21 protein-coding genes and 1 pseudogene are annotated in these 25,018 nt (G+C 73.8%); 10 read left to right on the forward strand and 12 right to left on the reverse strand.

Translation table 11 applies throughout. The features are described 5' to 3' along the window. Together ACN263_RS26650 and ACN263_RS26655 are read right to left on the reverse strand one after the other, a co-directional pair. Positions 1-1,317, reverse strand: a complete 1,317-nt coding sequence (locus tag ACN263_RS26650; RefSeq protein ID WP_422737000.1) for a DUF2252 domain-containing protein — start codon at positions 1,315-1,317, stop codon at positions 1-3. A gap of 37 nt (positions 1,318-1,354) precedes the next feature. Next, positions 1,355-1,921 (reverse strand): NADH-quinone oxidoreductase subunit B, encoded by a 567-nt coding sequence (locus ACN263_RS26655; protein ID WP_422737001.1) that lies wholly within the window; start codon positions 1,919-1,921, stop codon positions 1,355-1,357. A 177-nt stretch (positions 1,922-2,098) separates the two neighbouring features. Here ACN263_RS26655 and ACN263_RS26660 point away from each other — a divergent pair, with 177 nt between their 5' ends. From ACN263_RS26660 to ACN263_RS26675, 4 genes are all read left to right on the forward strand, one after another. After that, on the forward strand, positions 2,099-2,635 hold the full coding sequence (locus ACN263_RS26660) for an RNA polymerase sigma factor (RefSeq protein WP_422737002.1): 537 nt from the start codon (positions 2,099-2,101) through the stop codon (positions 2,633-2,635). Then, positions 2,628-3,833 carry a hypothetical protein gene (locus ACN263_RS26665; RefSeq protein ID WP_422737003.1) on the forward strand — a complete coding sequence of 402 codons (1,206 nt, stop codon included), beginning with the start codon at positions 2,628-2,630 and terminating at the stop codon, positions 3,831-3,833. Before ACN263_RS26660 ends, ACN263_RS26665 begins: the two co-directional genes overlap by 8 nt. A gap of 163 nt (positions 3,834-3,996) precedes the next feature. After that, complete coding sequence (locus ACN263_RS26670) at positions 3,997-4,560, forward strand: SigE family RNA polymerase sigma factor (RefSeq protein ID WP_422737004.1); 564 nt, start codon at positions 3,997-3,999, stop codon at positions 4,558-4,560. Then, on the forward strand, positions 4,553-5,758 hold the full coding sequence (locus tag ACN263_RS26675) for a hypothetical protein (RefSeq protein ID WP_422737005.1): 1,206 nt from the start codon (positions 4,553-4,555) through the stop codon (positions 5,756-5,758). The genes ACN263_RS26670 and ACN263_RS26675 overlap by 8 nt, the downstream gene beginning before the upstream one ends. 41 nt (positions 5,759-5,799) lie before the next feature. Here the strand turns inward: ACN263_RS26675 and ACN263_RS26680 are convergent, their stop codons facing one another. From ACN263_RS26680 to ACN263_RS26690, 3 genes are read right to left on the reverse strand one after another with little or no spacing between them, the layout of a single operon-like run. Next, on the reverse strand, positions 5,800-7,308 hold the full coding sequence (locus ACN263_RS26680; RefSeq protein WP_422737006.1) for a pyridoxal phosphate-dependent decarboxylase family protein: 1,509 nt from the start codon (positions 7,306-7,308) through the stop codon (positions 5,800-5,802). 27 nt (positions 7,309-7,335) lie between these two features. Next, entirely contained in the window at positions 7,336-8,736 is a 1,401-nt protein-coding gene (locus ACN263_RS26685) for an MFS transporter (RefSeq protein WP_422737007.1), read from the reverse strand. A gap of 32 nt (positions 8,737-8,768) precedes the next feature. Then, complete coding sequence (locus tag ACN263_RS26690) at positions 8,769-9,083, reverse strand: MGMT family protein (protein WP_422737008.1); 315 nt, start codon at positions 9,081-9,083, stop codon at positions 8,769-8,771. Positions 9,084-9,096: 13 nt separating this feature from the next. On the opposite strand from ACN263_RS26690, the gene proB reads away from it, so the two are divergent. Next, a complete protein-coding gene (gene proB / locus ACN263_RS26695) occupies positions 9,097-10,254 on the forward strand; it encodes a glutamate 5-kinase (RefSeq protein WP_422737009.1) in 1,158 nt (385 codons plus the stop codon). Positions 10,255-10,282: 28 nt separating this feature from the next. Then, positions 10,283-11,524, forward strand: a complete 1,242-nt coding sequence (locus tag ACN263_RS26700; RefSeq protein ID WP_422737010.1) for a glutamate-5-semialdehyde dehydrogenase — start codon at positions 10,283-10,285, stop codon at positions 11,522-11,524. Between the two features lie 61 nt (positions 11,525-11,585). Here the strand turns inward: ACN263_RS26700 and ACN263_RS26705 are convergent, their stop codons facing one another. From ACN263_RS26705 to ACN263_RS26730, 6 genes and pseudogenes are all read right to left on the reverse strand, one after another. Then, positions 11,586-12,473 carry a prenyltransferase/squalene oxidase repeat-containing protein gene (locus tag ACN263_RS26705; protein WP_422740834.1) on the reverse strand — a complete coding sequence of 296 codons (888 nt, stop codon included), beginning with the start codon at positions 12,471-12,473 and terminating at the stop codon, positions 11,586-11,588. A 106-nt stretch (positions 12,474-12,579) separates the two neighbouring features. Then, entirely contained in the window at positions 12,580-13,761 is a 1,182-nt protein-coding gene (gene moeZ / locus ACN263_RS26710; protein ID WP_422737011.1) for an adenylyltransferase/sulfurtransferase MoeZ, read from the reverse strand. 108 nt (positions 13,762-13,869) lie between these two features. Then, positions 13,870-14,697, reverse strand: a complete 828-nt coding sequence (locus ACN263_RS26715) for a DUF3152 domain-containing protein (RefSeq protein WP_422737012.1) — start codon at positions 14,695-14,697, stop codon at positions 13,870-13,872. Between the two features lie 74 nt (positions 14,698-14,771). Beyond that, entirely contained in the window at positions 14,772-15,611 is an 840-nt protein-coding gene (locus ACN263_RS26720) for a DUF3152 domain-containing protein (protein WP_422737013.1), read from the reverse strand. A 5-nt stretch (positions 15,612-15,616) separates the two neighbouring features. Further along, positions 15,617-16,591: an alpha/beta fold hydrolase gene (locus ACN263_RS26725; RefSeq protein ID WP_422737014.1), complete on the reverse strand. Its 975-nt coding sequence runs from the start codon at positions 16,589-16,591 to the stop codon at positions 15,617-15,619. A gap of 23 nt (positions 16,592-16,614) precedes the next feature. Then, positions 16,615-18,312: pseudogene (locus ACN263_RS26730) on the reverse strand (hypothetical protein); the annotation flags it as partial. Positions 18,313-20,184: 1,872 nt separating this feature from the next. On the opposite strand from ACN263_RS26730, the gene ACN263_RS26735 reads away from it, so the two are divergent. Further along, positions 20,185-20,823, forward strand: a complete 639-nt coding sequence (locus tag ACN263_RS26735) for a TetR/AcrR family transcriptional regulator (RefSeq protein WP_422737015.1) — start codon at positions 20,185-20,187, stop codon at positions 20,821-20,823. Between the two features lie 61 nt (positions 20,824-20,884). Beyond that, positions 20,885-21,112, forward strand: coding sequence for a DUF3107 domain-containing protein (locus ACN263_RS26740; protein WP_030329796.1), 228 nt, complete (start codon positions 20,885-20,887; stop codon positions 21,110-21,112). Between the two features lie 67 nt (positions 21,113-21,179). Here ACN263_RS26740 and ACN263_RS26745 read toward each other — a convergent pair whose 3' ends face one another. Then, positions 21,180-21,821, reverse strand: coding sequence for a ferritin-like fold-containing protein (locus ACN263_RS26745; RefSeq protein WP_422737016.1), 642 nt, complete (start codon positions 21,819-21,821; stop codon positions 21,180-21,182). A gap of 265 nt (positions 21,822-22,086) precedes the next feature. Between ACN263_RS26745 and ACN263_RS26750 the strand changes: the two genes are divergently transcribed. Beyond that, positions 22,087-23,760, forward strand: coding sequence for a DEAD/DEAH box helicase (locus ACN263_RS26750; protein ID WP_422737017.1), 1,674 nt, complete (start codon positions 22,087-22,089; stop codon positions 23,758-23,760). A 91-nt stretch (positions 23,761-23,851) separates the two neighbouring features. After that, the gene (locus ACN263_RS26755; RefSeq protein ID WP_422737018.1) at positions 23,852-25,009 is read left to right on the forward strand and encodes a class I SAM-dependent methyltransferase; all 1,158 of its coding nucleotides are present in this window, start codon (positions 23,852-23,854) and stop codon (positions 25,007-25,009) included. The last annotated feature ends 9 nt before the right edge of the window (positions 25,010-25,018 follow it).

A 25,018-nucleotide genomic window follows, 5' to 3' on the forward strand; every position in this document is an offset into this window, starting at 1 on the left:
CTAGATCCCCGGTAGCCGGCCGTTGCGGAACAGGTCCACGAAGAGCTGGTGATCCTGCCGGGCGCGCACCCCGTACGCGTGCGCGAAGTCCACCAGATGGGTGACGAACCCCGACTCGTCGGCGTCCACGGCCGCGACGATCGCCTCCTCGGTGGAGTAGTCCACCAGGTCGTGGCTGGACTCGTCGTCGGCGACCGAGTGCATCCGGGCCACCGCCCGGCCCAGGTCGACCAGCACCCCGGTCAGCTCGTCCGGCTCGTTGACGTCGGACCAGTCCAGATCGGCGGCGTACGGGGAGACCTCGGCGACCAGTTGGCCCGCCCCGTCCAGCTCGGTGAAGCCCAGCCACGGGTCGGCGTGCGCCTGCAACGCCCGCTGCGACTCGGCGGTCCGGTGCCCCTGGTGCCGGAAGTAACCGGCCACCGACTCGTCGGTGCTGTAGCGGGCCACCGCCGGGACCTGCGCCTGCTTCATGTAGATCACCACGTCGTTCTCCAGCGCCTGGGTGTGCCCCTCCAGGAGCAGGTTGTACGACGGCAGCCCCGCCGAGCCGATGCCCACGCCCTTGCGCAGCACCACGTCCTTGATCCGGGCGGCCCCCGGACGCAGCCGGGCCGTGGCGGCGGGCAGCGTGCCCAGGTACTCCTCGAAGGCGGCGAGCACCCGGTCCCGGGTCGGGGGGTCGACCTCGAAGATGCCGTCGGTGACGGAGAACCGCCGCTCGTAGTTGTCGACGGTGGTCTGCGCGGCGAGCAGGTCGACCCTCGTGTTGAGGCGGGCCTGCTGGAGCACCCGGCGCAGCACGCCGTCGGCGTTGTCCAGGGTGATCGAGCCGATGGCGTCGTCCCCGCCCGCGGCGATCGCCCGCAGCTCGGTCAGGTAGGCGCGGGCGAAGCCGGTGACCAGCTCACCGATCACCGTGTCGGACAGGGCCTTGCTGTAGCCGAGCAGCGCCACGCTGGCCACGAACCGCCGCAGGTCCCAGGTGAACGGCCCGACGTACGCCTCGTCGAAGTCGTTGACGTTGAACACCAGTTGCCCGGACGCGTTCATGTACGTGCCGAAGTTCTCCGCGTGCAGGTCGCCGTGGATCCACACCCGGCCGGTCCGCTCGTCGAGGAAACGGTCGTCGGCGAAGTCGCCACGCTGGTCGGCGTAGAACAGCGCGGCGCTGCCCCGGTAGAAGGCGAACGGTGACACGGCCATCTTCCGGAACTTGCGGCGGAAGGCCGCCGGGTCGATCGCCATCGACGCGCCGAACTCCGCGTTGAGCACGTCGACGATGTGGTCCGAGCGCTGGTCCCCTGAGCTGCTCATGGTCCGCACGCTAGCGGGCCGGGTCCAGCTCTCGGGGTCAACCCGCGGCGGGCGGGCGTACGGGTGGGGCGGTGAGGGAGTCGACCGAGCGTGGTGCGCTGGCCTCGGCGGGCGCGGCGAGCAGGTCCCGCTGCGGCACGCCGCCGATCCCGGACTGCTCGGCGGCGATCTTCTCCTGGAGGCGCAGGATGCCGTGCAGCAGCGCCTCCGGGCGGGGCGGGCAGCCGGGTACGTAGACGTCGACCGGGATGAGCTGGTCGACGCCCTTGGTGACCGAGTACGAGTCCCAGTAGGGGCCACCGCAATTGGAGCACGCGCCGAACGAGATGACGTACTTCGGCTCGGGCATCTGGTCGTAGAGCCGCTTGATGGCCGGGGCCATCTTGTCGGTCACCGTGCCGGAGACCACCATGAGGTCGGCCTGTCGGGGACCGTGGGCGAACGGGATCACGCCAAGCCGGATGAAGTCGTGCCGGCCCATGCTGGTGGCGATGAACTCGATCGCGCAGCAGGCCAGGCCGAAGTTGAACACCCAGAGCGAGTAGCGGCGCCCCCAGTTCAGCACGAACCGGATCGGCTCACCGAGCACTGCCAGTAGCTGCACGGACGTCCCCTCTCCTCGCCTCACAGTGAATCACAGCCGGTTGTCACGGACCGGACAGGCAACCCCACCGGTTTCGACCGCAACCGGCGGGCACGGCCGAGTGTGTGACCGGTGCTGGCGAACACGCCGCTGCGGCCACCACGGGGAGGACGAGTGCTTGTGACAGGAGAAGTACGGGTGGGCGGCCCGCCCCCCGACCCGCCGGGAAGCCCTCTCCCCGCGACCGCCGAACTGGTCTTCGACGACTTCTACCACGCCCACTTCCGATCGCTGGTAGTGCAGCTCACCGCGTACACGGGTGATCGTGGGCAGGCGCAGGACCTGGTTCAGGAGGCGTTCTGCCGGGCGTACACCCACTGGAGCCGGCTCGCCCGGTACGACGATCCGCTGGCCTGGGTCCGCCGGGTCGCCTGGAACCTCGGCCACAACCGCTGGCGGCGGCTGCGCACCGCTCAGGCCTGGCTGCTGCGGCAACGGGAGACCCACGTCGCCGAGCCGAGCCCGGACCGGGTCGCCCTCGACACCGCGCTGGCCAAGTTGCCACCGAAGCAGCGCCGGGCCGTCGTACTGCACTACCTCGCCGACCTGTCCGTCGCCGAGATCGCCGCCCAGGAACGGGTCGCCGAGGGGACTGTCAAGTCCTGGCTGCACCGGGGCCGGGCGGCCCTCGCGACGCACCTGCGCGACACCACCGAGGAGGTGCGAGATGTCTGAGCAGGAGATCCTCGACCTCGCCGAAGAATTCGCCCACTACCGCCGTACCGTGCTGGCAGAGGTCGAGGTGCCCGGGCCCGCCGCCGTACGGCGGACCGCACGGGGACGCGGCCGTCGCCGGCTGGGCACCTACACCGCGACGGTGCTCGCGCTGTTCGGCGGGGCCGCCGTCGGGTACGCGGCGATGAACGGCCCCGATCGCGAGCCGGGCCCGGTCGACCCCACCCCGACCATCTCCGCCTCGCCCACCCCGAGCGGCTCGGCGAGCCCGGCCCCCAGCCCCTCCCTGACGAGCGGTAGCCCGACCCCCACCGCACCGGGCGGGAAGATCAGCCGAGCCCAACTGCTCGCCGCGTCGGTGACCCTGCCCGCGTGGCGCGCCGGTCCGGGCTGTTCCACGTCGGGCATCCGGCTCAGCGCCGACGACCGCGAGGAGGCCAACTGGCTGGTGGCGTTCGACCAGGGGGACGTCGACGGGGACGGCGTCCAGGAGGCGGTGGCCCTGGTGCAGTGCGTGCTCGGCACCGGCGGACCCATGCAGGTGGTCGCCTTCGACCGGGACCAGCAGGGCAGGATCGTCACGCTGGGCCGGGTGGTCGCGACGAGCATCGACAAGCCGCAGTGGTTGTTCGCCCTGGATGTGGTGGACGACGGCACCGTACGGGTGCAGGTCGGCGACATCGCGCCCGGTGGTGGCTGGCCCGGTGAGTGGTCGCAGCGACAGTGGCGTGGCTACCGCTTCAAGGGCGGGTCCTTCGCGCAGGTCTCCGGGCCGACGAGCTTCGGGCCGAACCCACACGACGTCAACCTCGTCGTCAGCGCCACGAACCTGCTGCTGACCGACGCGCCGGACGGCTCCCGGACCGGCACGATCACCGTGCGGGTCCGCAACGGGGGCAACGAACCCGCCGCCTACGTGGCCCTGCGGATCGGCCTGCCGGAGGCGGTCCGCCCGGACGGTGCCGGCTGGGCGGCCTGCCGCGACGACCCGGCGAAGACCGGGTCGCCGGTGACCTGCGACCTGAACAAGCTCGGGGCCGGCAAGGAGGTCCGGCTCACCCTCGGTTTCCGGGTCGCCGCGGGCACCACGGTCGGCACCGGCAAGGCCGACGTGGACGTCCGCCCGATGAACGCGAGCTTCGACTTCGTGGAGGAGGTGTACGACCCCGACAACACGGTGGTGATCACCTACCGGTGAGTCCGAACCGGGCCGCGCTCACCCGAGCGCGGCCCGGTCGCCTTGCCACCGGCGTCGCGCCCCGACTGTCGGATTCGCGGCTGGCCGGGCCGCAACCAGGGGCCGCGCAGCGGAGTGTTACCGGCGCCCAGGGCACCGGCCCGGCGGCACACGGGGAGGGGCAGTGACAGCAACGATGGGAGCCCGCGCCAACGAACCACCGGCGCCGCTGACGGCCCAGAGGGCGGATTCGGCGGCGATCCCGTTCGACGACTTCTACCACGCGCACTTCCGGAGCGTCACCGCCCAGCTCTGCGCGTACACAGGGGATCTGGGCCACGCGCAGGATCTCGCCCAGGAGGCGTTCTGCCGGGCGTTGGCCCGCTGGGACCGCCTGGTCCGGTACGACGATCCGGTGGCCTGGGTCCGCCGGGTCGCCTGGAACCTGGCCCGCAGCCGCTGGCGTCGGCTCCGCACGGCCCGCAACCACCTGCTGCGGCAGCGACGCGTCGAGGCCGAGGTGGACGGTCCGACGCCGGACCGGGTGGCCATCGACGCGGCACTCACGCAACTGCCGCCCCACCACCGGCGGGCCGTCATCCTGCACTACCTGGCCGACCTGTCGGTCAGTCAGATCGCCCTCCAGGAAGGCGTGGCCGAGGGCACCGTGAAGTCCTGGCTGCACCGGGGCCGGACCGCCCTGGCCGGACTGCTGGACGAGAACACCGAGGGGGTGTCCGATGTCTGATCTCGACCCGCGGCTGCGCGAGCGGTTGGCCGCATACCGCGCGGACGTCACCGCCCGGGCCGTCGGCCCCGGTCCGGACCAGGCCCGACGCACCCTGCGCCGCCGCCGGCGGACGAGGGTCGTGGCGGTCGCCGCGGCTGCGGTCGTGCTGGTGCTGGCACCGGTCGTCGCCAACGCCGCGCTGAAGGGTGACCGGACGCCACCGGTGCCGGCGGAGTCCGTCGACCCCACACCCCCGCCGACCACCACGCCGCCCACCACGCCGTCCACCACCCCGTCGCCGGATTCCCCGCCGTCGGCCGAATCCGGCGCCCCGGACGGCCGGATCAGCCGGCAGCAACTGCTCGCCGCCCGGCTGGACCTGCCGGACTGGCCGTCGCTCGTGCCGTCGACCTGCACCACGTCCGACGTACGGCTGGCGACCAGCGCGAACAAGGACGCCGTCCCGCTGCTCACCGACGTGCAGGTGGCCCACGCCGACCTGGACGACGACGGCGCGCAGGAGTCGGTCGCCCTGGTCGCCTGCCGCTACGGTGAGGCGTTCGCGAAGCAGGTCATCGCCTTCGACCGGGACGACAGTGGGCGGATCGTGACGCTGGGCCGGGTCGTCCGGACCACCAACGGGGTGCAGGACATCGTCGGGCTGAGCGTCACCGCGGCCGGTGCCGTCCAGGTGCGGGTGGCCGACCTACAGCCCTGCTGCGACACCCCTTCCTACTGGCCGCAGGAACAGCAGCGCACCTACCGGTTCACGGGTGGCCGGTTCACCCAGACCGGCGGTCCCACCGCGTTCGGCAAGGATCCCCGGCTCACCGACCTGCGGTTGACCATGACCCACACGCTCGTCGACGCCCCGGACGGCCGCACGCTCACCACCGTCTTCACCGTCCGCAACGCGGGGAAGGTCGACGCGGCGCAGGTCGAGTTCCGGGGCTTCGACGTGGGTGAGCCGGCCGGCGGCGACTGGTCCCGGTGCGATCCGAAGGCCGCGGCGGCGGACGACAACCAGTCGTGCCGCCTGCCGGGGGTGCCGGCCGGTGAGTCCCGGCGGTACACCTTCGTCCACCTGGTGCCCGACCGGTCGGGCGCCGCCGCGATGAAGCGCAGCTTCCAGGTCGTGCACTTCGACGCCCAGGACCGCCAGTGGCGCGACCTCGACGACAAGGACAACCGGGTGCAACTGCCCGGCGTGCTCTGAGCCGGCCGGTGCCCCACCCCGAGCGGGTGGGGCACCGGCGTTCAGACGGCCGGATCCCAGGTGGGGCGTTGCAGGAGCCCGACGAACTCGACGAGCAACCGTTCGCGCAGCGCCGGCGGGGCGGCGTCGAGCAGCGTGTTGACGACCGCCATCCGATCCGGCAGCGGCCCGGTGCTGTCGCCGCCACCCCCCAGGCCCAGCCCGGCGGCCAGGCCGGCCACCACCTCCGGCGTCAGGGCCTCGGGGGTGAGGGCGCCGAGCAGGGACGCCAGTTCGGCGGGCAGCCGCACCGGGCCGGTCGCGCGGGCCGCCGCCACCGCGGCGGCCAGATCCGGTCCGAACTCGGCCACCCGGGGCGCCACCGAAGCGGTCACCGTGAGATGCACACTGGCCGGCAGATCGGCGTACGACAGCTGGGGCTGGGTGTGCCAACCACGGGCGGTCAGCTCGTCGACCAGCACGAACAGGTCGGGGCCGCCCTCGGTGGCGGTGAAGCAGACCACTGTGGACTCCGGTTCGGCCATCAGCCGCAGCCCGTCGACGGCGCGGACCGCCTCGGCCAGGGCCGCGACCGCGTCCCGGGTGGTGGCCGCCAACCGCAGGTAACCGGCGTCGCCGAGGTGCCGCAGGGTGGCGTACGCGGCGGCGATCGGTCCGCCCGAGCGGGTCGAGGCGATCACCGGGTTGATCATCGTGTACCCGGGCCAGTCGGCGTACGCGAAGTACTGCGGCGCGCGGCCGGCGGCGTCCCGGTGCAGCAGCACCGACACACCCTTCGGCGCGTACCCGTACTTGTGCAGGTCGACCGAGATGGACGTGACACCCGGGACGGTGAAGTCGAACGCCGGCACCGGCGCGCCGAGGCGACGCAGGTACGGCAGGGTCCAGCCGCCGAAGCAGGCGTCGACGTGGCAGCGCACCCCGGCCTCGGCGGCGACGGCGGCGATCTCGGCGACCGGGTCCACCACCCCGTGCGCGTACGACGGCGCGGAGCAGGCGACCAGTACCGTGTCCGGCCCGATCGCGGCGGCCATCGCGGCGGGTTCGGGCCGCAGCGTGTCCGGCGAGACCGGTACCACGTCCAGCGCCACCCGCAGGTAGTGCGCCGCCTTGGCGAACGCGGCGTGCGCCGTCGACGGCACGACGATCCGAGGCGCGGCGATCTCCGGGTGGGCGTCCCGGGCCGCCTTGACGGCGAGGATCAGCGACTCGGTGCCACCGCTGGTGACGCTGCCGACCACGTCCGGCGCGCTGGTGCCCGGGCCGCCGCCGAGCACCCGGCCGGCCGCGCCGACGAGCGCGTTCTCCATGGCCAGCAGGGACGGGAACGCGGTCGGGTCGAGCCCGTTGACGTGGGCACTCTCGGAGTGCGCGGCGGCCGCGAGGTCGTCGAGCCCCGGCACCGCCGGGTCGTACACGTAGGCGAACAGCCGCCCGCCGTGGGTGGGCCGGTCGCCAGTCCGCAGCCGCCGAACCTCGTTCAGCGCCTGCTCAGCGCTGACCCCGTCCCGGGACAGCGCGCCGGCGGCAACCCTGCTCTCGTCGATCATGGAGTGGTGGTGCCCTTCTCGTGACGGTCAACGGCTTTTGTCCCCCACCACGACTCCATGATCGACCCGGGGATCGACCCCGGAAGTGGGGGTGGGGAGGGTGTAGTGGCGGAGCAGGAGGATGGGGGGTGCTATCAGCAGGGCCGGGATCAGGGTGAAGCCGAGCAGGACGCCGAGCCGCGCCGTGTCGGACTGGGCGGCCGACGTGCCGGTGTCGGAGGAGACGTAGCCGGAGACCTGGAGCACGAGGCCGTAGATGCCGGGGCCGAGAGCCAGGCCGAAGGTCTCCCCGGCGGTCCACAGGCCGGTGAAGACACCCGCCTGCCGGCGGCCGGTACGCGCCGTGTCGTACGCGATGCAGTCCGGGAGCATGGCCAGCGCGAACACCTGCTGCCCGGCGTACCCGACGCCGAGCACCGCGACCACCAGGTAGACCACGACCGGGGGCAGCACCGGGGCGGCGACCAGGGCGAACGCCCCGGCCGCGAGGATGAGCCCGGCGAGGACCAGGGCGGCCCGTTTGCCCAGCCGGGCGCCGACCCGGGCCCAGAGCGGCATCACCAGCAGGGCCGGACCGACGAAACAGGCGAAGAGCAGCGTCGGCCCGTTCCGGTCGTCGCGCAGGATCTGCCCGGCGAAGTAGTTGACCCCGGCGAGGATGGTCGCCACCCCCACGGACTGCACCACGAAGCAGATCAGCAGCGCCCGGAACGGCCGGTTGGCTCCGGCCACCGCGAGCTGGGCACGCAGCGACGGTTCACTGACGCCGACCGCCCCGGCGGGTGCGGACCGGGTGCCGAGGAACGCGCCGAGCGCGCCGACGGCGATGAGCGCCGCCACGAACAGGCCCATCCAACGATGCCCGGGCACCCCGTCGCCGCCGGCCGTCACTACCAGCGGAGCGACCGCGCCGGAGATCAGGATGGCCAGCGCCAGCAGGGCGATCCGCCAGGTCATCAGCCGGGTGCGTTCGGTGTGGTCGTCGGTCATCTCGGCGGGCATCGCCATGTACGGGACCTGGAAGAACGCGAACGCGGTGGCCGTGGCCAGGAAGGCGAGCGCCACGTACGCCGCGGCGGCCGGCCCGCTGTCGAACGGCGCGGCGAAGATCGCCGCGAAGAGCACGGCGAGCGCGAGACCGGCGACGAGCAGGTACGGCCGGCGTGCGCCCCAGCGCGACCGGGTGCGATCGGAGATCCGGCCGGCGACCGGGTTCACCAGCACGTCCCACGCCTTGGGCAGCAGCACCAGCAGGGCGGCCATCCCGGCGGCGACGCCGAGCGTGTCGGTCAGGTACGGCAGCAACAGCAGGCCGGGCACGGTGCCGAACGCGCCGGTGGCCAGCGAGCCGAGCGCGTATCCGACGTGCACCGGGCGGGGCAGCCGACCGGTGGCGGGCAGGCCGGCAGCACCCGGCGGCTGGTTCATGGGGCCGAATGTTACTCACGTTATGGCGGGGGTCACATCCCCTCCTCGGGCGACCAGCCGGCCGCCGCGATGTCCACCCCAGCACCGCGCAACGGCGTCCCCTCGGCCCGCAGTCGGGCCCGCGCCTCGCGCTCGTGCCCCGGCGGCAACCGGCCACTCGCGGTGACCACCCGGTGCCAGGGCACCGAGCTGCCGTGCCGGGCCATGATGCCGCCCACCAGTCGCGCGGAGGAGCGACCCGAGCGTTCGGCCAGCGCGTCGGCGACCGCGCCGTACGACATCACCCGACCCTCCGGAATCCGTTCCACCAGGTCCAGCACCGCCTCGACGTACTCGTCAGGAGTCACAATCGGCCACCATATGGGAACGCCACCGGACCACGCGGGCGTGACCACGCAGAATGGTCGGGTGCGCGACGCAGTCACGGCCGCTCGGCGGATCGTCGTCAAGATCGGATCCTCCTCGTTGACCACCGCGACCGGCGGGCTGGCCGACGAGCGGGTCGACGCGCTCGTCGACACCCTGGGCCGGCTCGGCGCCGAGGGCCGCGAGGTCGTGCTGGTCTCCTCCGGCGCGATCGCCGCCGGCCTCGCCCCGCTCGGCCTGACCCGACGTCCGCGCGACCTGGCCACCCAGCAGGCCGCCGCCAGCGTCGGCCAGGGCCTGCTGATCGGCAGGTACGCGGCCAGCTTCGCCCGGCACGGCCGCACCGTCGGCCAGGTGCTGCTCACCGTCGACGACGTGACCCGCCGGGCGCACTACCGCAACGCGTACCGCACCCTGCGCAAACTGCTCGACCTGCGGGCGGTGCCGATCGTCAACGAGAACGACACGGTCGCCACCGAGGAGATCCGGTTCGGCGACAACGACCGGCTGGCCGCCCTGGTGGCCGCCCTGGTGCACGCCGACCTGCTGGTGCTCCTCTCCGACGTGGACGCGCTCTGGACCGGCGACCCGGCCCGCCCGCAGTCGGTACGGATCGCCGAGGTGCGCGGCGAGGAGGATCTCGCCGGGATCACCATCGGCGGCGCCGGCCGGTCCGGCGTCGGCACCGGCGGCATGGTGACCAAGGTCGAGGCGGCCCGGATCGCCACCGGTTTCGGCATCCCCGTGGTGCTCACCTCCGCCGACCTGGCCGCGCCGGCGCTGACCGGTGACGCGGTCGGCACCCTGTTCCACCCGCAGCGGCAACGGCCGACGGCCCGGCTGTTCTGGCTGGCCCACGCCACCTCGCCCCGGGGCCGCCTGCACCTGGACCCGGGCGCGGTGGCCGCCGTCGTCGGGCGGCGCAAGTCGCTGCTGCCGGCCGGGATCACCGCCGTGGACGGCACCTTCACCGCCGGCGACCCGGTGGACCTGGTCGACACCGCCGGCGCACCGGTCGCCCGTGGCCTGGTCAACTACGACGCGGTGGAGCTGCCCGGGCTGCTCGGCCGCTCCACCTCCGAACTCGCCGCGGCGCTCGGCCCGGCGTACGAACGGGAGGTCGTCCACCGCGACGACCTCGTACTGCTGTAAGCCATCTCGCCCAGCTGAGGAGTAGTCGATGAGCGTCGTCGAACAGGCGAAGCGGGCGCGGGACGCCGCCGCCGACCTGGCCGTGGCCACCCGTACCGTCAAGGACACCGCGCTGGTCGCGATGGCCGACGCGCTGGTGGCGCGTACCCCGGAGATCCTGACCGCGAACGAGGCGGACCTGGCGGCCGGGCGCGACGCCGGGCTGAGCGCGGCCGTGCTGGACCGGCTCGCCCTCGACGCGGGCCGGGTGGCCGGCATCGCCGGCGCGCTGCGCGAGATGGCCGCGCTGCCCGACCCGGTCGGCGAGGTGGTCCGTGGCTCCACCCTGCCCAACGGCCTGGAGTTGCGGCAGATCCGGGTGCCGTTCGGGGTGGTCGGCATCATCTACGAGGCGCGGCCCAACGTGACGGTGGACGCGGCCGGCATCTGCCTCAAATCCGGCAACGCGGCGCTGCTGCGCGGGTCGTCGTCGGCCGCGCACTCGAACGCCGCGCTGGTCGCCGTGCTGCGCGACGCGGTCGTCGAGGCCGGTCTGCCGGCCGACGCGGTGCAGTTGCTCGACGCCAGCACGCGCGACTCGGTCAAGGAGCTGATGCGCGCCCGAGGGCTCGTCGACGTGCTCATCCCGCGCGGTGGCGCGTCGCTGATCCGCACCGTGGTCGAGGAGTCGACGGTGCCGGTCATCGAGACCGGGGTGGGCAACTGCCACGTCTACGTCGACGCCGCCGCCGACCTGGCCAAGGCGGTCGCGGTGACGCTGAACGCCAAGACGCAGCGCCTGTCCACCTGCAACACCGCCGAGTCGCTGCTGGTGCACGCGGACGTCGCCGACGCGTTCCTGCCGCCGATGCTGGCCGCGTTCGCCGAGGCCGGGGTGACCGTGCACGGCTCCCCCGAGGTGGCCGCCCACTCGGCCGCCGTGGTCCCGGCCACCGAGGAGGACTACGCCACGGAGTACCTGTCGGCGGACATCTCGGTGGCGGTGGTCGACTCGCTGGACGCGGCGGTCGCGCACATCCGCCGCTTCGGCACCGGGCACACCGAGGCGATCATCACCGACTCGACGACGGCCGCCCGCGCGTTCGTCGCCCGGGTGGACGCGGCAGCGGTGATGGTGAACGCGTCGACCCGGTTCACCGACGGCGGCGAGTTCGGCTTCGGCGCCGAGATCGGCATCTCCACCCAGAAACTGCACGCCCGGGGGCCGATGGGCCTACCCGAGCTGACCAGCACCAAGTACGTCGTCACCGGGGACGGGCACGTGCGCTAGAGCGCGTCGGCCGCTCAGACGGTCGCGGACGGGCGGCCGTGCGCCAGGCCGCGTCGGCCGCTCAGGCGGCCGCGGACGGGCGGCAGGCCCGAATGGCGGAGAGCGTGGAGTGCACGTCGAACTGGTGGCCGTCGTCGCTCTCCCAGCCACCGTCGCTGCGCTGGGTCTCGGCGAGCCGGCGCAGGGCGCGCACCATGACCCAGTCGTGGGCGTCGATGCCGACCCGGCGCAGCGTGGCCGCCAGCCAGGCCACGTCGCCGGCCGACATGGTGGCCATCCGTTCGGCGAGCACCACCTGGATGCGCGCCGATTCCTGGAACATGTCCTGACGGTGCAGGACGGCCGCGCCCAGCCAGCCGGCGGCGAGGAACGACGGCCAGCTCCCGTCCGGGCGCAGCCGCGCGACGATCGACTGGGCGGCGGCCTGCACCACACCGGCGTACGCCCCACCGACCCGGTGGTCGAGCGGACCCGAGGCGCGGGCGTCCAGGCCGGCGACGGTGAGCCAGAAGCCGGCGTTGGTGGTCAGGAACAGTTTCGCCTCGGGGTCGCCGGGACGGGCCCACTCGGGTGCCGAGCCGGCCAGCGAGAGGTCCTCGTCCCAGCCACCGTCGGGCTGCTGCCGGGACGCCAACCAGTCCAGTGCCCGGCGGGCGGCGGGACGGCCCAGCGCGCCGAGGTCGTCCAGCTCGCCGAGGCGGAAACAGGTGGCGTCGACCGAGGCGACCTCACCACCCCAGGTCGCCGGCCAGCCACCGTCGGGCGACTGGCCGACCTCGGCCGCGTCCAACAGCTCGGGCGGTGCGGGCGTACCGTTGCGCAGCCAGGAGAGGCGGGCGCGTTCCACCGCGTCACCGTGCGCCACGACGAACCCGATCGCGGCTTCCAAGTCGACCACGGCGGAGACGCTACCTGCGCAGACCCGATCCCGCCTCGGGGAATCGGCCAGCCGGAAATGGCTGCGTCGCTCGGCGCGCGGGTCTGGTCGGAGCCATCTGCGTCGATTGACGCGACGGGTCGGAGCCGGGACGGCCGGGCCGCCCCGGCTCCGCCGGTCAGTACGCGGGCAGCGACGGGTCGATCTGCTTGATCCAGGAGAGCACGCCGCCCTGCACGTGCACGGCGTCCCGGAATCCGGCCGACTTCAGCGCGGCGAGCGCCTCGGCGGAGCGGACGCCGGACTTGCAGTGCAGCACGATCTGCTTGTCCTGCGGGAGCTTCGACAGGGCCTCGCCGGAGATGATGTCGCCCTTGGGGATCAGGGTGGCGCCGGGGATGCGGACGATCTCGTACTCGGCCGGCTCGCGTACGTCGACGAGGAAGATGTCCTTGCCGGCGTCCTGCCACTCCTTGAGCTCCAGGGCGGTGATGGTCGAGTCGAGCGTCGCCTCCTGCGCCTCGACCGAGACCGCGCCGCAGAAGTCCTCGTAGTCTTCGAGCAGGTCGGTGACGGTCGGGTTCTCGCCGCAGAGCACGCAGTTCGGGTCCTTCCGGACCTTGATCTTGCGGTACTCCATCTCCAGGGCGTCGTAGACCATGAGCCGGCCCACCAGCGGCTCGCCGATGCCGGTGAGCAGCTTGATCGCCTCGTTCACCTGGATCGACCCGATCGACGCGCAGAGCACGCCGAGCACGCCGCCCTCGGCGCAGGAGGGGACCATGCCGGGCGGCGGCGGCTCCGGGTAGAGGCACCGGTAGCAGGGGCCGTGCTCGGCCCAGAACACCGACGCCTGACCGTCGAACCGGTAGATCGAACCCCAGACGTACGGCTTGCCGAGCAGCACCGCCGCGTCGTTGACCATGTAGCGGGTGGCGAAGTTGTCGGTGCCGTCGACGATCAGGTCGTACTGGGCGAAGATCTCGCGGACGTTCTCCCGGTCCAACGCGGTGTTGTGGATCTCCACGGTGACCAGCGGGTTGATCTCACGAATCGACGCCGCGGCGGACTCGGCCTTGGACCGGCCGACGTCGGACACCCCGTGGATGACCTGACGCTGGAGGTTGGACTCGTCGACGGTGTCGAAGTCGATGATGCCGAGCGTGCCCACCCCGGCAGCGGCCAGGTACAGCAGGGCGGGTGAGCCGAGGCCACCAGCGCCGACACAGAGCACCCGGGCGTTCTTCAGCCGCTTCTGCCCGGCCACCCCGACGTCCGGGATGATCAGGTGGCGTGAGTAGCGGCGGATCTCGTCAACGGTCAGCTCGGCGGCGGGCTCGACGAGCGGGGGCAACGACACGGTGGACTCCCCGGGATCGGCGGTGTGAACCGCGTCATTGTTGCTCGCCGGGGCCCCGCTCGGCCATGAGGGAGGACACGTCGTCCGCGATGCGGGAGCGGGAATAACTCAGGGAACGACGTCGCCCGCGTAGCGACGGCCGTCGAGGTAGGGCCAGGCGTTGGCCACGCAGCCGTGCAGCCCGTACGTCTGTTGCTGCATCACCGGCGCGGGCTCGCCCGGCCCGGGGCACGCCTCGTGCTCCGCGCCGAACTCGTGGCCGACCTCGTGGTTGATCACATAGGTGCGGTACGTCTCCAGCGGCGCGCCGTAGTCGGGCACCGCCTCCTGCCAGCGGGCCAGGTTGATGATGACCCGGCCGGGCAGCCGGCAGGACGTGTACCGCTCGGTGGTCAGCCCGCCCTCGGCGCACATCCGCTCCGAGGTGACCGGGGTGGCGAGGTAGATGGTGAAGTCGGCGGCCCGCGCGTCGGCCACCCGCTGCACGCGCAGCTCGCCGGAGGCGATCCAGCTACGCGGGTCGGCCAGCACCTCGTCCACCCGCGCCGCGAAGGCGTCGGCGTCCTGGCCGCTGTCGCGCTCGACCACGACCCGGTACCGGCGCAGCGGCCCGTCCTCGCCGTGCACGACCGTGCCCCCGTCGGCGGCGGTGAACCGGCCCGCGCCGACCGACGGGTAGTCGCTGGGTGTCGGATGGGCCGCCCCGCCGCCCACGCCCATGCCGCCGTCGGTCGGGGTGACCGGTGCGTCGACCGGCTCCTCGCCTCCCCGTGCCACGGTCACGCCGACGGCGGTGACGAGGACGAGAAGCCCGAGCAGCACGGTGCGTCGACGACGACGGCGCATCCGGGTGAGCGTGGGACGTACGCCCTCGTCCGCCGACCCCACCGACGGGTCGGGCGGCTCGGGCGGGCCGTAAGGGGACGACGGCATCATGACGTCCAGCGTGCCAGACTATTCGGTCAATTCTCCGCTTTTCCCGCCTATTACCGCAATACGTCCGAGCGGTCTCAGAGCGCCGGCCCGGCGTAGCGCCGACCGTCGACGTACGGCCACGGATTGGCCCGACACCCGTTGAGGAAGAGGGTCTGTTGCATCATCACCGGCGCCGGGCGTCCCGCGCCCGGGCAGCGCTCGTGGTGGTGACCGAGTTGGTGACCGACCTCGTGGTTGACCACGTACGTCCGGTACACCGACAGCGGCACCCGCGCCGAGACGTAGTGCGGCACCGACAGCCGCCACCGGTCCAGGTTGACGATCACCTGACCGGGCGCGCGGCAGGAGGTGTACGGCCTCCCGCCGACCCGGATGTCCACGCCACCCGCGGCGCACATCCGGCCCGCCGTACGGGCGGTCGCCAGGTAGACGGTGAAGTCCCGGGGAGCGTCCCCGGGCACCTGTTGCAACCGCAGCCGACCGCTGTCGACCCAGCTACCCGGCCCGGTGAGCGCCACCTGGACAGCCTGCGCGAACGCGGCCACGTCCTCGTCGCTGCCCGACTCGACCGCCACCCGGAAGCGACGCAGCCCACCGGCACGGCCCAGAACCGGACCGGACCGGTCGTCGTACTCGAAGCGGCCGGTCCCCGCGCTCGGGACCGCACCGGGCATCTTCAGCACCGGCGGCGTGCTCGACGACGCCGCCACCGTGGCGCTCGGCGACGGACTGACCGACTCCGGCAGCGGCCCCGCCACCAGCGGCGGCGCGGCGGCCTCCTCGGCGGTCAGCCGATCGGACGGCTCCCCCCGCTCCTCGGCGACCACGGTCACGGCCGCGCCGATCGCCAGCACCACCGCCACCAGCTGGGCGATCAGTGCGAAGCGTCGGTGGCGGGGAGCGGATCTGAACATCCGGGTCAGCCTGCCAGATCGGACCGCCGGACGGCGTCCCCCTTTTCGGTGAGCAGACCGACCACCGCACGCGCGACCAGTCGAGGCACCTCGAGTTGCGCCACGTGACCGACGCCGTCGAGCATCAGCAGGCGGCTGTCCGGGATGACCCGGGCGGTCTGCGGCGCGACCCGGACGTCGACCAGCCGGTCCTGCCGTCCTCCCACCACGAGCGTCGGCGCGCGGACCGCTCCGGCGAGCCGCCACAGTGATCCCGACCCCGGCAGGTACGCCCGCAGGAAGCTGGAGACCAGGCCCCGGAACGTACGGACGTACGCGGCCGCGTAGTGCGCCGCCTCGTACCGCACCCGGATCTCCTCCAACGCCTCCTCCCGGCGCTGCGCGCAGATGCGACTCAGGTCGGCGACGCACGCCTCGAGCACCTGCTCGGCCATCACCTCCGGGGCGAGCTGGGTGAGTCGCCGGGCGACCAGCCGCTCACCACCCGGGATGGCCAGCACCGGCAGCATCCTGCCCTGCAACGACCGCCGGAAGTCCAGGAACGGCAGCGCCGGAGAGATCAGGGTGAGGGTGCGGACCAGGTCCGGCCGCAACCCCGCCACCTGGACCGAGACCGCGCCGCCCAGCGAATTGCCGAACAGGTGGACCGGCCCTCGACCGGAGTGCTCGATCCAGCGGATGACCAGCTCGGCGAAGGCCGGGATGGTGTAGCGCCGGCCCGGGTCGCTGCGACCGAACCCGGGCAGGTCGATGGCCTGACCGGCCAACCGGTCGGCGAGCAGCCCGGCCAGGTCGGTCCAGTTCTGCGACGAGCCGCCGAGCCCGTGCACGAACAGCGCCGGCTCCGCGTCCGTACTCGTCGCCGGGGTGTCCCGCACGTAGGTGACCATGCCGTCGAGACGGACCTCCCGGCCCGGCCAGGGCGGCGGCACACCGCCGTCGGGAAGGAGGTGATCCGGCCAGAGGGTGGCGCGCTTCATCCCCCCAGTCTGCCTCGCACCCCTCAGGACAGCAGCGCCTCCAGCCGCCGGTTGACCGCCGCGAGGGTGGCTCGGACCACCGCCTGCCGCGGGTCACCGGCCACCAGGGCCGAGCCGGCGAGCTGCTCGACCCAACCGTCGCAGACCAGCAGCACCACCACGGTCGCCACCTCGCAGTTGCCGAACGGCACCACCGCCGCATGCTCGACGAAGCAGCGGCCACGCTCGGCGTTCTCGGTGCCGCGCAGCAGCTCGTCCACGGCCGCGGCGGCGGCCACCGCGCAGAGCCGCAACACGTAACCGTCCACCGCGGGGCCGGTCGCGTACCCGGCGGCGCTGCCGTCGCCGGCCAGCAGCCGTACCTCCACATTGGCGTCCAGACCGAAGGTGCTGACCTGCACGTGGTCGATGACCACGCGCGGCCCCGGCGCGCCGCCGGTGTCCAGCGGGCGGGAGGGCGCCGACTCCGTCGTGGTGACCTGACCACCGGAGTACGACGTACCGACCGTCGCCGGGCTGCCGGTCGCCGCACCGGCGGGCAGACCCGAGACCGAGCCGGGCTCCTCGACCGTGGCGCGCCCGCGGTGCGGGGTGCCCGTCCGCCGCTTACGTGCGGCGTCCGGGCCGGTCCACTGATCGGGGCCGGGCGGTGCGGCCTCCGCCGGCCGGGCGCTCGCCGGCGCCTCGGCGGTCCCCGACGTCGCACCGGCGTTGCGCGGCTCGGCAGGTCGGGTCTCGGTGGACCGTGCGTTCGTGGGTTTCGCGCCACCCTGCCGAGGCTCCGCGGACCGCGGCTCCGCCGCGCGACGGCGCACCGGCGGGGTCGGCGTGCTGGGCAGGCCGGGCACGTTCTGCGGGGCGGCGGCGAGACCCATCCGTTCCTGGAGCAGCCGGGCGACCTGACGGCTCACCTCGGCCGGGTCCGCGCCGTCGGCCAGGTCCAGCCGGAGGCTGTGCGCACCCGCCGGGGTACGACGCAGCGCCGCGTCCCGGACACCGGCCACCTCCCGGACGGCGTCCAGGATGGCGTTGACGTCGAACCCCTCGGGCCGTTCCCGCAACGGGGCGGGCTCGTCGTCCCGGCGCAGGTGGGTGGCGATGCGCGCGAGTTCGGGGGTTTCGGCGGGTGGTTCCACGGCTGGCGGCTCCGGCACGACGGGCACGTCCGGTTGCGCGGGGACGCGCTGCGGCAGTACCGCCGGTGTGTCGGGCCGTCGCCCGCCGGCGGCGGGGTCGGCCGGCGACGCCGGGTCCGGGGCGGATCGGCGGGCCGCGTACGCAGGGGTGGACGCGGACGACGGCCGGTCGTGCCGCCCCGATCCGCCGATGGCCGACGCCGGACCGGTTGCCGCCCCGGCGGTTGAGGTCGGCCCGACGGTCGACGGGTCCGGTGGCTCGGGGCTGGCCGGCCGGAGCCGGAACGGCGCGGTCGGTGGTCGGACCGGGTTGGCCGACTCGCCCGCCTCGCTCGCGCGAGCGGGGCTCACCGGTCGCTTGGCCGGCCAGGACGGGCGATCGGCGGGCGTGGCCGGCGGGATGCGTCCCTCGGACCAGTCCGGTCGCTCGGCGGCCGCGCTCGCCACGGGTGTCGGCGAACTCCCGGCCCACGACGGACGCTCGGCCGCCGGCCGGGCCGGTTTCGCTGGTGACGGCGTGCTCGGCGACGGCGTATCCACGACCGCCGCCGGCGGGCCGGCAGGGGCCGGTGGCGGATCGGCCGGCGTCGACGGCTCCACCGGCGCGGGGCCGGCCCAGGTGGGGCGCGTGGGCGTGCCGTCGGGGGCCTGCGCACCGGCCCAGGACGGACGTGCCGCCTCGAAGCTGCTCGGAGCCGGGTCGGGCTCGCCGGCCCAGGAGGGGCGTGGCGGCGGCGGAAGGGCCGATGCCGGACCGGCCCAGGACGGGCGCTCGGCAGCCGGCGGGCCGCTGATCGGTTCCGCGTGAGCGGCGCTGGTCGGGGTGGCACCGCCGGCCCAGGACGGACGCTCGACCGCCGGCGGACCACTGGTCGGGGTCGCACCGCCCGCCCAGGACGGACGCTCGACCGCCGGCGGACCACTGGTCGGAGTGGCACCGCCCGCCCAGGACGGGCGCTCGGCCGCTGCCGAGGCGGCGGGTGTGGGTGACCCGGGGCCGCTGGTCGGAGTGGGATCGGAGGCGCCCACGCGGGACGACGGATCAGCCGGCACGCTGCTGGACGGCGGCGCGGCCCAGGACGGGCGGTCCCCCGGAGGCGTGCCGACCGGCTCGGACGTCGACCCGCCGGCCCAGGACGGGCGCTCGACCGGCTCGGAGCGGGAGGCTGCCGGCGGCACGCTGGTCGGCGTCGTGGCTGGACGCTCCCCGGCCCAGGACGGGCGCGCGGGCCGGTCGCGGTCGGATGCCGCCTCGGCCTCGGAAGCGATGTCGTACGCACGCGGCGGCTCGGCGGACACCGGCTGGTACGGACGGGTCGGCTCGGCCCGTACCGGCTCGTACGGCACGCTGGGCTCGGCGACCCAACCTGGCGGGGAGTCGTCCCGCGTCGGCGGGTCGGACGGCTCGCCGTCCTGCCGGGACCAGGGTGGCGCCCATCCACTGCCCCAGCTCGGCCGGTTCCAATTGGGCCCGGACCAGTCCGGCTCGATGGAGGAGGACTCGCCCGCGCGGCGGCTGTCGGCGGCGGGGCGGTCCGGCTCGGAGTCGTCGCCGCGCCCCGACTCGGCCGAGGCCTCCGGCGCGAGGGCTTCCCGCCGGGCGCGCGACCCGGTCGCCGGCTCGTCGACGGCCGAGCGGTCGCCGGTAGGGGCCCGCAGGCCGGGTGGCACCTCGAAGCCCGAGGCCGCCGTACCGACGGGCGGCACCTCGATGGGCGCGGTGCCGGGCACACCGGCTTCGGCCCAGTGGGCGCCGCGCGGCGTCGTGGGGTCGGCGGTCAGGTGCCGGGCCCGGCCGTCGGCCTCCCCCGCCCCCGGTTCGGGGGGCGGCGCCGGACGCTGGGCGGGCACTGCGAGGCGCCCGGTGCCGAGGTCGGGCCGGTCGTCGGCGGAACGCCCCGGCGGCGCGCTCACCGGCGCCTGGCGACCGGACGACGGGCCCACGCCGTTGACCTCGGCGTCCCCGTGGACGCCGTTGACCACGCCGTCACCGTCGATCTCGGCCGCACCATGGTGGACGCCGTTGGTGTGGTGACCGTTGACCCGGGTCTTCGGCTCGACGCCGTCGGCCAGCCCGGGCAGCGGCGCGGGCAGATCACCGTGCCTCGTGGAGGTGGTGCGCCAGCCGGACGCGGGGTCGGGCTGCCATCGTGGCGCCTGCTCCCCGGCCGCTTCGCGCTCGCCGGACGGGGACCACCCGCCCGTCGAGGGCGCCCACCCGCTGCCGGGACGTCCCGGGTCGTCGTGCTGACCCGCTCCGTCACCGTGCTCTCCCGGGGTGGCGGCTCCGGGTTGCCCTGTTTCACTCACCGCGCGCTCCTTGGTCGCCCTCGCTGAGGCTACCGTGTGGGGAGAGTGGCGATAAGTTACAGCGGCGGGCCAATTCCACGACGCGGTCGGGGGCCGCCCCGGTCTGGGGGGAAAATGGCGGCTCGTACGAAGAACTCGGAGGATCCCATGACGGCTGTGGGGAACGGCGCACAGACCGCTGGCAGGCCCACCCGCCTGCCCCGTTCCGCGCGTCGTAAGCAGCTGCTCGCGGCCGCTCAGGAGGTGTTCGTCGCGCAGGGCTACCACGCTGCGGCGATGGACGACATCGCCGAGCGGGCCGGGGTCTCCAAGCCGGTGCTCTACCAACACTTCCCCGGCAAGATGGATCTCTACCTGGCGCTGCTGGACACGCACTGTGACGCCATCGTCGCTCAGGTGCAGGAGGCCATGCAGGGCACCAGTGACAACAAGGAGCGGGTCAGCGCGTCGGTCCGGGCGTACTTCGACTTCGTCGACCACGAGAGCGAGGCGTTCCGCCTCGTCTTCGAGTCGGACCTGCGCAACGACCCGGCGGTACGGCAGCGGGTCGAGCGGGTCGAGCAGGGCTGCATCGCGGCGATCACCGACACCATCATCTCCGACACCGGCGTGAGCCGGTCGCACGCCGAGTTGCTGGCCTCCGGGCTGGTCGGCGCGGCGGAGACGGCCGCGCAGTTCTGGCTGGCCGGTGGCCGGCAGGTGCCCAAGGCGGAGGCCGAGGCACTGGTCGCGGCGCTGTCCTGGCGGGGCATCGCGAGCTTCCCGCTGCAAGGTGAGTCAGCCTGACCGCCACCCCCGTGATCGGATAGCCTTCGCAGGGCGGTTATCGCCCAGTTGAGGAGGCACAGTGGAGGTCAAGATCGGCGTGCAGTACGCGCCGCGCGAGCTGGTTCTGGACAGCGCGCAGTCGCCGGCCGAGATCGAGCAGATCGTGACCGACGCCTTCGCCGGCAACGGCGGCACGCTCTCCCTGACCGACGAGAAGGGCCGGCGGGTCATCGTTCCGGTCGAGAAGGTCGCCTACGTCGAGATCGCCGAGGCGTCTCCCCGAGCGGTCGGTTTCACCGTCCGCTGACCGGTCCGGCCGTCGCGGCAGGTCGACATCCGGTCACCTGCCGCGGGCCGGTACCGCGTGAACGCGTTCAGTTGTTCAGTCCGACCGCCGCCATCCGCGCGGTGTGCGCGGCGGTGAGCCGCGCGAAGAGCCCCGGCACGTCGATCCGGTCGGCCCGCGTGATCAGCGTGGTGAGCGTGGCGCGTTCGGCGGCCACCCGGCCGGCCTGGGACAGTGCCTCGCCGACCAGCCGCCGGGCCCATATGGAGAGCCGGCCGGCGACCCGCGGGTCGGCGGCGACGGCCGTCCGGATTTCGGCGGCGGCGAATTCCGCGTACCGGGAGTCGTGCAGCACGTCGAGCACCAGCGTCCGGTCGGGTCCGTCCAGCGCGTCGGCGATCTCCCGGAGGAAGTCGTCGGTGATGGCGTCGCCCACGTACGCCTTGGTGACGACCTCGGCCCAGTCCCGCGGCTCGGTGGAGTCGTGGTACGCCTGCAACGGCCGCAGGTACGGCGTCATCGCCGCCTCCGGCGACACGCCCAGCTCGGTGAGCCGGTCGGCGAGCCGGCGGTAGTTGTCGATCTCGGCCCCGGCCATCTGGTGCAACGCGACGCGCCGGCGCAGGTCCGGGGCGAGTCGTGCGTCAGCGGCCATCCGTTCGAAGGCGAGCAGTTCGCCGACGGCGACGAGGCCGAGCAGGTCGGGGACGGCGGAACCGGCGGTGGACACGAGCGCACGCTATCGTGTGTGAGGCAGCTCACATTCAGTCGCCCCGCGTGGCGGCTGGCCGACCGGGAATCGGGACGTGAGCTTGCCTGTTCGGGTAGCATAGAGCAGTTGCCGTGGGCGCCGATCCGATCGACGTTCAGCCCGCGGCGCGCGTGCGGCCCGGTCCGGCTCGGCAGTCTGCCCCCGACCGTGTGGCCCGCGTCATACCGACCGCGCCCTGAGGACATGACGGGGCGCACCCACGAGAGGGCACCCCCACATCCACATGAGCGAGCTGACTCAAGATCTGATGGACGGCCAGGAACTGGCCCCCACCGCCCCGGTCCGACCCGAGGCACCCACCTTCGCCGCACTCGGCGCGCGCGACGAGACCGTCGAGGCGCTGGCCGCGGCCGGCATCACCCGCGCCTTCGCCATCCAGGAGTACGCGATCCCGATCGCGCTGCGCGGCGTCGACCTCATCGGCCAGGCGCCCACCGGCACCGGCAAGACCCTCGGCTTCGGCGTACCGCTGTTGGAGCGGGTCTTCGCGCCGAGCGAGGGTGGCGACGGCGTCCCCCAGGCGCTCGTCGTCGTCCCCACCCGCGAGCTGGGCATCCAGGTGGCCAAGGACCTGGCCGCCGCCGGCCGCACGCGCGGCGTCCGGGTGCTGCCGATCTACGGCGGCGTGGCGTACGAGCCGCAGATCGACGCCCTGCGCAAGGGCGTCGAGATCCTGGTCGGCACCCCCGGCCGACTGATGGACCTGCAGAAGCAGAAGCACCTCCGCCTCGACCGGGTGCGCGCGCTCGTCCTGGACGAGGCCGACCGCATGCTCGACCTGGGCTTCCTCGACGACGTCGAGAAGATCCTGGCGATGCTTCCGGAAGACCGGCAGACGATGCTCTTCTCGGCGACCATGCCGGACCCGATCGTCACCCTGTCCCGGCGCTTCCTGCGCCAGCCGATGACGATCCACGCCGGGCACACCGCCGAGACCGGGCCGTCGCCGCAGACCCAGCAGCTGGTCTACCGCACCCACTCGATGAACAAGGTCGAGGTGGTTGCCCGCATCCTCCAGGCGGAGGGGCGTGGGCTGACCATGATCTTCACCCGTACCAAGCGGGCCGCCGACCGGGTCGCCGAGGATCTCGACTTCCGGGGGTTCGCCGTCGCCGCCGTTCACGGTGACCTCGGCCAGGGCGCCCGTGAGCGGGCCCTGCGGGCCTTCCGCGCTGGCAAGATCGACATCCTGGTCGCCACCGACGTCGCGGCCCGGGGCCTGGACGTCACCGGCGTCACCCACGTCATCAACTACGACTGCCCGGAAGACCAGGACACCTACACCCACCGCATCGGTCGTACCGGCCGGGCCGGGGCGACCGGCGTCGCGGTGACCTTCGTCGACTGGGACGACATGCCGCGCTGGCGGATCATCGACAAGACCCTCGGTCTGGAGATGCCCGAGCCGCCGGAGACCTACCACACCTCGCCGCACCTCTACACCGACCTGCACATCTCGACCGAGGTGACCGGCACGCTGCCCACCGCCGAGCGCACCCGCGCCGGGCTGTCCGCCGAGATCGAGGAGGACCTGGGCGGCACCACGCGCTCCCGCCGCGGAGACGGCGGTGGCCGGGGTTCCCGACGCGGTGAGAGCCGTGGCGGCGAGCGCCGGGGCCGGGGCGACGGCCGCCGGGACCGGGGCGACGCCGGCACGCCGGCCGCCGAGGCGTCCACGGACGCCACCGGCGACGAGGCCACCCGCACCCCGCGCCGCCGTCGTCGCCGCCGGGCCGGCGAGACGGTGTCCGGTGAGCCGACCGCCGTGATCACCGCCGACGCGTCGCCGGCCGAGCCGGCCGACGCCGAGGGCGAGCCGTCGAAGCCGCGCCGCCGCCGGCGCCGTCGTGGTGGCGGTTCCGGCGGGGGTACGCCGGCCGAGGCGACCGCGGACTGACCCAGCGAGAGATCCCTCCGACATCCCCCGCGCCGCTCGAGCGGTACGGGGGATGTCCCCTTCTGCCGACCCACCTGCCGAAGATGGAACGATGCCGGAACCACTGGATGCCGCCCTCACCGAGGTCCGTGCCCTGCTGCTCGACCCCGCGCTGACCCGGGCGGTCGCCGCCGGGCGTCGCCGCGGCCACCGTCCCAGCGTCGTGCGGGCCGAACTGCGGCCGGTGACGCTCAAGGCCGGCGCACGGCTGCAGATCGCCACCTCCGACGGCGCACGCCCGTACACCCGTAACGTCGCTCCCGGTCCCGAGGCCGACGCGGCGGTCGACGAGCTCCTGGCCGAGCCTTTCGGCAACTGGCACGTGGAGACGGCCGACGCGACCCTTCAGCTCCGGGTGACCAAGTCCGGCGAGGCGCAGGTGCACCGCGCGGCGGCGGCCCGACCGGCGGCGAAGGTGAGTGGGAACGACCGGGCGAAGGAGTACCTGCTCGATCCCGGCGATGAGATCTTCGCCGAGATCGGCGGTTCGGCGGCCAAGCGCCGTCAGGTCGACGCGTTCCTGCGGGCCCTGGCCGCGACCCTGCCCGACGACCTGACCGGTCCGCTGCGGGTGGTCGACCTCGGCTGCGGCAACGCCTATCTGACCTTCGCCGCCTACCGCTACCTGGCGAACCGTGGACTCGACGTCGAGCTGGTCGGCGTGGACGTCCGGGAGGACCAGCGCCAGCGCAACACCGAGCTGGCGCAGCGGCTGGGCTGGGCCGACAAGGTCAGCTTCGTCGCCGGCACCATCGCCGAGGCCGTCGTCGACCCCGCCCCGGACCTGGTGCTGGCGTTGCACGCCTGCGACACCGCCACCGACGAGGCACTGGCCCGCGCGGTGCGCTGGCAGGCCCGCTGGATCCTCGCCGCGCCCTGCTGTCACCACGACCTCGCCAAGCAGCTACGGGCGCGGCCCGCTCCGGCGCCGTACGAGCTGCTGACCCGGCAGGGCATCCTGCGCGAGCGCTTCGCCGACGTGCTCACCGACGCGCTGCGCGCCGGCCTGCTACGAACGCACGGTTACCGGGCCGAGGTGGTGGAGTTCGTCGACTCCCAGCACACGCCCCGCAACCTGCTGATCCGCGCCCGTCGCACCGGTGCCGCCGACCCGCGCCAGGCGGAGTACCGCGAGCTGGTCGACCAGTGGCAGGTCACGCCCCGACTGGAGGTCCTGCTGGCCGCCGACCCGCAGCCCAGTAAAAGTTGAGCCCTAGCC

The sequence above is a fragment of the Micromonospora sp. WMMD729 genome, assembly GCF_049315225.1.
Lineage (GTDB): Bacteria > Actinomycetota > Actinomycetes > Mycobacteriales > Micromonosporaceae > Micromonospora.